Here is a 7261-nt window from a genome sequence, read left to right on the forward strand (position 1 = left end):
CTTGGCGATGCGGCGGACGCATAGGGGGAGAGAAGTGTCACCTATGTATCCGGTTCAAAGTGTTACCCATCTATCGGCTGGACACGCTGCCCAGGCGGAGCACTCGACGGCCCGACCTGGAACGGACCGGCCGGCGGCAACCGCTTCGCTTGACAATAGGCCCTGTTTGTTCTCTATTTGTTCGGCAAAAACGCCTATCGCAACAGACGCGGCTAATGCTGCAACGCCGCAAAGGGAACGGTCGGGATGGAGCCCACCATCCTGCATGCGGATCTCGACGCCTTCTACGCCTCGGTCGAGCAGCTGCTCGACCCGGCGCTCAGGGGCAAGCCGATCGCAGTCGGCGGCGGCGTCGTGCTTGCCGCCTCCTACGAAGCCAGGGTTTTCGGCGTGCGCGGCGGCATGCCCGGACAACGCGCGCGCGAGCTTTGCCCCGGACTGATCTTCGTCGGCGGCCATTTCGCCGACTATCAGCGGCTGGGCGACGCCGCCATCAAGGTGCTCGACGATTTCACGCCGCTGGTCGAGCGGATTTCCATCGATGAAGCCTTTGCCGATGTGGCCGGCTGCACGCATCTGTTCGGGCCGCCGGCCGAGATCGCCGCCACGGTGCGTCGGCGCGTCCGGGCAGAGCTCGGCCTGCCGATCTCGATCGGCGTGGCGCGCACCAAGCATCTGGCCAAGATCGCCTCGCAGGTGGCCAAGCCCGACGGCCTGGTGGTGGTCGATCCGAACACCGAACTTGCCTTCCTGCATGATCTGCCGGTCGGCCTGATGTGGGGCGTCGGCCCGGCGACCAAGGCGCGGCTGGCCGAGATCGGCATCGAGACCATCGGCCAGTTGGCAAAGACGCATAGCGGGGCGCTGCGAAGGTTGCTCGGGCCCGCCACCGGCGAAAAGCTGGCGTCGCTGGCATGGAACCGCGACCCGCGAAAGCTCGAAACCCACAGGCGGTCGCATTCCGCCGGCGCGCAGTCGGCGCTTGGCAGACGGCCGGCCGAGGCGCGTATCTTCGGACCCGTCCTGCTGCATCTGGCAGACCGGGTCGCCAGCCGGCTCAGGGCGAAATCACGGCCCGGGCGCACGGTGACGGTGCGCGTGCGTTTCGCCGATCTGCACGCTATCACACGCTCGCTGACGCTCGATCAGCCGATTTCGGCAACCGCGATGCTGGCCGAAATCGCCGGGGAGCTGGTGCGCGGCGTGCTGGCCGCCAACCCTCGGGAGAAGACCATCTCGCTGCTGGCGATCTCGGTGTCGCAGCTAGAAGAAAGTGCCGAGCTGCAGCTGGAGCTGCCGCTCGGGCTTGCCGATGAAAAGCAGCGGCCCGGCAGCAGGCAAGGCCTGGCGCGCTTTGGCGCCGACCGCGCCATCGACAAGATCCGCCAGCGCTTTGGCAGAGAGGCTGTCGGCTATGGCGCCGTGGCGCTGGAAGCCCGGCGCTCGGTTCCCGATGCCTTCCGCGAACTGGCGGAGAAGGAACTGTGAGTGCGGCGCGACGGCAAGGCCAATGTTTAGGCTGGGCCAGTCCGCGCTGCATTGCCGCTCTGTTTGAGCAGGCCGACCAACCAAGCCAGACCCGCATCCATCAGCGCAACCTTCGGCACGATGCTGTTGATGTTGAAGTGGCCGAGCCGGATGGGCGCATCGACGCCGACGACACCGAAACGGCCGCCATACATGGCGAGGAACCGGCGCGGATAGGCCGATATCAGATCAGTCTGCGCAAGCACGGCCAGTCCGAACATGAAGTTGGGGACAGTCAGCGCGACGCGACGCGACAGGCCGCGTTCAGCCAGCACCCTGTCGACAAACCCGTTCGGATCGCCATTGTTCGAGACGACCATATGCTGCACGCTGCAATAGGCGTCGAGGCACGGATCGCCGGCGAAGCGGTGGCCGGCGCGCGTGGCGACGACGAAATCCTCCTCATAGAGCTTGTCGACGGTGAAGCGTGCCGGCAGGCCGTCGAACGGAATCACCGCGACATCCATGGCGCGCGCTTCGAGTTCGGCGACACAGTCGCTCCAGGCAGTAGTGGGCGACGGTTCACCTTGGCGTGGCAGCAGTTGCCGGATGCCGATGTCGATGCCGGGGGCCAAAAGGCGGATCTGGTCGAGCAGCGGCGGCAGGAGCACGGACGATACCGCATCCGGCGCACCGATGGTGAAGCGGCGCGTCGAGCGGGCGGGATCGAACGGCTCGGCGCTGGCGATCACCCGGCGCACCCGCGCCAGGATCTCGGCCACCGGTTCGGCAAGCTCCGTTGCCCGGTCGGTGGGCACGACGCCGCGCGGCGTCTTCAGGAACAACGGATCGCCAAGCAGCTTGCGCAGCCGGCCAAGGCCATGGCTGACCGCCGAGGCCGACAGGTTTAGCCGCTCCGCCGAGCGACCGACATGCCGCTCCTCCATGATGGCTTGGAACAAGACCAGCAAATTGAGATCGGCGCGCGCCAGGTCAATTTTGTTCAGCATATTCCTGAAATCATATCACTGGATTCAGCAGAGTAAAGTTGCGAATGCCTTCTTCGACGCGAAGACGGTGGTGCCGGTTTCGTCGGCACTCATTCAGAGAGGAGCAAATCCATGCCAAACTTTCCCAATTCGGTTCTGGTCACCGGCGCCTCCGGCGCCCAAGGGTCGGCCATTGTCAGCGCTTGCCGCGCCGCCGGCGCCACGGTGCGTGTCCTGTTACGCAAGGGCTCGCCCGATCCGTTCGGCGATGGGGTCAACATCGTGCGCGGTGATCTCGCCGACCCCGGCCGACTGGCCCTCGCCTGCCTCGGCGTCGATGCGGTGGCGCTGACCTTGCCGGTCGGTGCAAGCCCTGAAGAGATCCTGCGCTACGGCCGCAACATTGCGGATGCGGCGCAGCAAGGCGGCGTCAAGCTTCTGGTGTTCAACACCAGCGGCCATGTGTCGGGCCGTTCCGGCACGGCGGTGATGGACGCCAAGACCGAACTCATCGACTACATCAAGACGTTCGGCCCGCCATCCATCGTCCTCAAGCCGACGCTGGCCATGAGCAATATCGCGGCGCCCTGGAGCGCGCCGGCGATCATGCATCAGGGCGTCCTCGCCTATCCGCTGCCGGCCAACTTCCAGACCTCCTGGATCTCCTGGCAGGATATGGCGGCCTACGTGGTCGAAGCGCTGCGGCATCCGGAGCTTGCCGGTGCCAGCTTCGACATTGGCGGGCCGCAGGCGCTGACCGGACCGGAGATGGCCGTCATCCTGTCAGGCATTGTCGGCCGCGAAGTCAGCTATTATCCGGTGCCGCTGGCGGACTTCGCCGCCGCGCTCGAAACCATGCTCGGCAAGGACGCCGCCGAACAGACTGCCGCCAGCTATGCCTGGATCCGCAGCCAGAAGCAGGCCGTGCTTGCCGTCGATCTCGGCCAGACGACCCGTCTGCTGCCGGTGAAGCCGACCTCATTCGCCGAATGGGCAAGAGCGCTGGACTGGGCGGCACTGGCCGGCGATGCGAAGGCGGCCTGACAATGGACGCCATCGCAACCGTCGAACCGGGCGGCCTCGCCGCCCGGAAGAATGTGCCGGATGCCGCTGCCGCCGTGGTCGGCTTCTGGTGGCAGGCAGGACCTGCCGCGTGGTTCGCCAAGGATGCGGCCTTCGACCGCGAGTTTCGCGATCGCTTCCTGCGGCTGCATGAGGCCGCAGCGCGCGGCGACTGCGATGGCTGGATGGCGACGCCCTACGGGGCTCTGGCGCTGATCCTGCTGCTCGACCAGTTCCCGCGCAACGCCTTTCGCGACACGCCGCGCATGTATGCCAGCGACGCGAATGCCCGCGCGATCGCTACTGAGGCGATCGATGCCGGGTTCCAGCGGATGGTCGATCCCTCGCTGCGGCTGTTCTTCGGGCTGCCCTTCGCGCATTCCGAAGCGATTGCCGACCAGGACCGCTCGGTGGCGCTGTCGCGCGACATCGGCCCGTCCGACCTGAAGCGGGCCGAACATCACCGCGACATCATCCGCCGTTTCGGACGTTTTCCGCACCGCAACCCGATCCTCGGCCGCGCCATGCACGCCCAAGAACAACGCTTTCTCGATGAAGGTGGATTTGCGGGTTAGAGCATGATCCCAAAAAGCGGGTCCGGTTTTTGGAAAAGATCATGCTGCAACAAAGGGTTAGATCATGATGAGATTGCAACCAAATCTCATCATGATCTAGTGCATCGGGACCAAGAAAACCCGGGACGGGACGACGGCGCCGCGAAGGTTGACAGTGCCGATCCGTCTGGCATTATCGCGTAAGCTTGGAGGATTCACTATGAAGAAAACCTATTCGAAGCCTGTTCTGGTCAAAAAAGGCAAGCTTTCGCAGGTTACGGCGCTCGCCAATGGAGCGGGTTCCGGCCCGATTGAGTGAAGTCGTTGAGTCGGACTGTCGCCTGATCTGGCGGCCTCGCCTGACACTGGAGATGCGGCATGAAGAAGACCTATTCGAAGCCGGTGCTGGTCAAGAAGGGCAAGCTCTCGCAGGTTACAGCCGACAATGGTAACGGCTCCGGGCCGGTCGCCGTCTAGCAGCCGATTATCCGACGCCTCGTGCCGTCTGGCCGGGAACAGGGCTTTGGGTGCCCGACGTGGAGAGTGGAAAATGAGGAAGACCTATTCCAAGCCAGTGCTGGTAAAAAAGGGCAAGCTCTCGCAGATCACCGCGAACGGCGCTTCTGCTCCTATTCCGGGCTAAACTCGTTCCCCGGTAGATCGAGATCCTCCTGGCAGAGTCGGGCGGCTTGATCGTTTCCGGAGCATGATCTCCCGCAGGCGGCGGGACCGTTCAGCGCACAACCACCAGATCGTCGAGCACGAGCTGCCAATAGTGGCTCGTTGAAAGGCGCACGCGCGTCACCGCCGCCAGCATCGGCGCATAGTGGACGGGCGCCATTGCCGACAGGACGATCGTGTCGCTGGCGATCAGCCGGTCGCCAAGCCAGCTCTCCACCAGTGCGGTTTCGCCTTCGGACTTCAACCATGCCGCTGTCAGCATCACGGAATGGAACCCGAACGGTTTGTCGCTCGACAATTCGGCCGGGTGTCCGCTGCTCGTATAGCAGACATGGTCTCCCGAGATATTGCCGTTGACGTAACCTTCGCTGCCTTCGGTATGATCGCGCGCAAGTGCGTTCAGGTTGAACCAGGTCAACCCGGCATAACCGGACGGCACCTTGCGCAGGCCGCGCGTCGTGACATCATCGAAACCGATGGCCTGCAAGGGCGCGGCGCTGTCGACAGCCGCGTTCTCGGGCGACAGCAGGCCGAGCTCGGTCGGGTAGGCCGACAAGGCCAGTCGTCGTTCCATGCCATCGCCGGTGACTTCGATCGCGTCGGCGTCATCGGGCAGATCGAGACGGAAACCAGCGCCAGCACTTAGCGGATGCACCGCCACCTCTTGCCCTTTCGCCATCACCGAGATGCTCGCCGAGACACCGTCCGCTACGCGTCCGCTGAGCCGGCGTATCGCAAACAGGCCGACCGGCTGCAGCATTGCTTCCGAGACCAACCCGGTGGGCGAGCCCGGCAGCGGCCGGAGGTGCTGCGACTGGACCTCGTTGGCGCTGCTCGAGCGCCAGCCGGGCGGCAGAGACACGGTGAAGCGGTAGCTGCCCGGCACATGGATGGGCGCGGCCCGACGTTTGGTCGACGCCAGGAAATTGGCAAAGCCGCCGCGATTGCTCCGCGCCGCGGCGACGAAGCGGCCGTCGCCATCATGCAGTCTGACCATGATGCCGGCCATCGGGCGGTCGCCGAGCCCGTAGCGGCCGTCGCGATCGGCATCGAAATAGACAAAGGACGAATGATTGAGCTTGCCGTGGTTGCCCGACCAGTCCCGGCGCACGGCGTAGTCGTTGGCCGGATCTTCACGAAGCCGGGCTCTGCGACGAGACCGCGCCAGCCGCCAGGCGAGAGCCGCCACGACAGCCGCGAACCCGACAAGGAGTATTGCCTTGATCACGGACGGCTCCAAGCAATGCTGTCGGCCCTGCTCATCTGGATCTCCTGCACATACATCGATCATATATCGATGCTGCAGGCGCTTGAGCAACCGGACACGGGACCGGCGGACCACGGCATCGGCGTCACATACATTTTCAGGCACCTATTCCGGCGATGGCACCGGCGGCTTGGTGGTCAGCGCGGCTCCGAAGGCGGCAACGACCACGGCGGCGATGCCCGCGCATTGCAACGGGCTCAGGATCTCGTGCAGGAACAGGAAGCCGGCCAGCGCGCCCAGCGCCGGCTCCAGGCAGGTCAGCGTGCCGTAGAGCCTGGCCGGCATCCGGGTCAGCGCCACCATCTCCAGCCAGAACGGCAAGGCGCTGGAGAACAGCCCGACCAGCAGCGCGCTGACCAGGATCGCCGGTGCGATCGGGCCGGTACCCGCCTCGGCGAGGCCGAACGGCAGGGCGACGGCAGCGGCTATGACCAGCCCGTAAGCCGTGGTCTGGCTGCCAAGCTCGGCGCCCGCCTTTTGCGCAAAGACGATGTAGAGCGCCCAGCAGCCGCCGGCGGCCAGCGCCAGCATCACGCCGACCGGGTCGAGTGAACTGCCGGAGTGGATGAAGGGCGACAACAGCAATATGCCGGCAACGGCCAGCACCACCCAGACGAAGTCGGTGGCGCGCCGCGACGACAGCGTCGCCACGAGCAGCGGGCCGGAGAATTCGAGCGCCACCGCGACGCCGAGCGGAATTCTGGCGAGCGCTGCGTAAAACAAAAGGTTCAGCGCCGCGAGGTTGACGCCGTAGGCGATGAGCCAGGGCAGCACGGCGCGCGGCGGCCGCACCCGCCACGGCCTCAGCACCGCCGCCAGCATCAGCGCGCCCACGACCAGCCGCAGCGCCGTGGTGCCGTTGGCGCCAATCAGTGGAAACACGCCCTTGGCGAAGGCGGCGCCGATCTGGATCGACACCATGGCGCCAAGCAACGCGCCGATCGGCAAGGCCTTCGCTTCAGCTACGGCAATCGGCGTCGACGTCAATTCCAGTCCCTCCGCGCACGACCAGCAGGCCGTAGCGCAGGCCGGAGATAGGGATAAAGGGCCTGGCTGTCGTGTGGCACGAGCGGGCTGTTGATAGGGCAAGGGTGGGAGGCGAACGCCGACGCATTTCCTCTCCCCCGTCGATCGGGGGAGAGGTGTGGAGCGCAGCAAGACCGCGGGGGGGGAGGCCGGCCAAAATGTATGTTATAAACAAAAGCGACCCCACCAGCCCCCACAAGAAAGACGATTGCGGG

Annotated in this window: 9 protein-coding genes; 6 read left to right on the top strand and 3 right to left on the bottom strand. The window is 65.4% G+C overall.

Annotation, left to right across the window (positions count from 1 at the left end):
* Nucleotides 1-246: 246 nt before the first annotated feature.
* Nucleotides 247-1488, top strand: coding sequence for a DNA polymerase IV (gene dinB, locus NKI96_RS32180; RefSeq protein WP_352807765.1), 1242 nt, complete (start codon nucleotides 247-249; stop codon nucleotides 1486-1488).
* Between the two features lie 26 nt (nucleotides 1489-1514).
* On the opposite strand, the gene NKI96_RS32185 is transcribed toward dinB, so the two are convergent.
* A complete protein-coding gene (locus NKI96_RS32185) occupies nucleotides 1515-2477 on the bottom strand; it encodes a LysR family transcriptional regulator (RefSeq protein ID WP_352497209.1) in 963 nt (320 codons plus the stop codon).
* Nucleotides 2478-2588: 111 nt separating this feature from the next.
* Between NKI96_RS32185 and NKI96_RS32190 the strand changes: the two genes are divergently transcribed.
* From NKI96_RS32190 to NKI96_RS32210, 5 genes are all read left to right on the top strand, one after another.
* Nucleotides 2589-3500 (top strand): SDR family oxidoreductase, encoded by a 912-nt coding sequence (locus NKI96_RS32190; protein WP_352807767.1) that lies wholly within the window; start codon nucleotides 2589-2591, stop codon nucleotides 3498-3500.
* 2 nt (nucleotides 3501-3502) lie between these two features.
* Entirely contained in the window at nucleotides 3503-4093 is a 591-nt protein-coding gene (locus tag NKI96_RS32195) for a DUF924 family protein (RefSeq protein ID WP_352807769.1), read from the top strand.
* A 199-nt stretch (nucleotides 4094-4292) separates the two neighbouring features.
* On the top strand, nucleotides 4293-4391 hold the full coding sequence (locus NKI96_RS32200; RefSeq protein WP_023670351.1) for a hypothetical protein: 99 nt from the start codon (nucleotides 4293-4295) through the stop codon (nucleotides 4389-4391).
* Between the two features lie 59 nt (nucleotides 4392-4450).
* The gene (locus tag NKI96_RS32205; protein WP_023684816.1) at nucleotides 4451-4549 is read left to right on the top strand and encodes a hypothetical protein; all 99 of its coding nucleotides are present in this window, start codon (nucleotides 4451-4453) and stop codon (nucleotides 4547-4549) included.
* Between the two features lie 73 nt (nucleotides 4550-4622).
* The gene (locus tag NKI96_RS32210; RefSeq protein ID WP_023689018.1) at nucleotides 4623-4715 is read left to right on the top strand and encodes a hypothetical protein; all 93 of its coding nucleotides are present in this window, start codon (nucleotides 4623-4625) and stop codon (nucleotides 4713-4715) included.
* Between the two features lie 90 nt (nucleotides 4716-4805).
* Here the strand turns inward: NKI96_RS32210 and NKI96_RS32215 are convergent, their stop codons facing one another.
* Complete coding sequence (locus NKI96_RS32215; RefSeq protein WP_352807771.1) at nucleotides 4806-5981, bottom strand: hypothetical protein; 1176 nt, start codon at nucleotides 5979-5981, stop codon at nucleotides 4806-4808.
* Between the two features lie 144 nt (nucleotides 5982-6125).
* On the bottom strand, nucleotides 6126-7007 hold the full coding sequence (locus NKI96_RS32220) for an EamA family transporter (RefSeq protein ID WP_352807773.1): 882 nt from the start codon (nucleotides 7005-7007) through the stop codon (nucleotides 6126-6128).
* Nucleotides 7008-7261: the final 254 nt, after the last annotated feature.

The organism is Mesorhizobium sp. M0292, from assembly GCF_040321695.1.
In the GTDB taxonomy this organism is placed as follows: domain Bacteria; phylum Pseudomonadota; class Alphaproteobacteria; order Rhizobiales; family Rhizobiaceae; genus Mesorhizobium.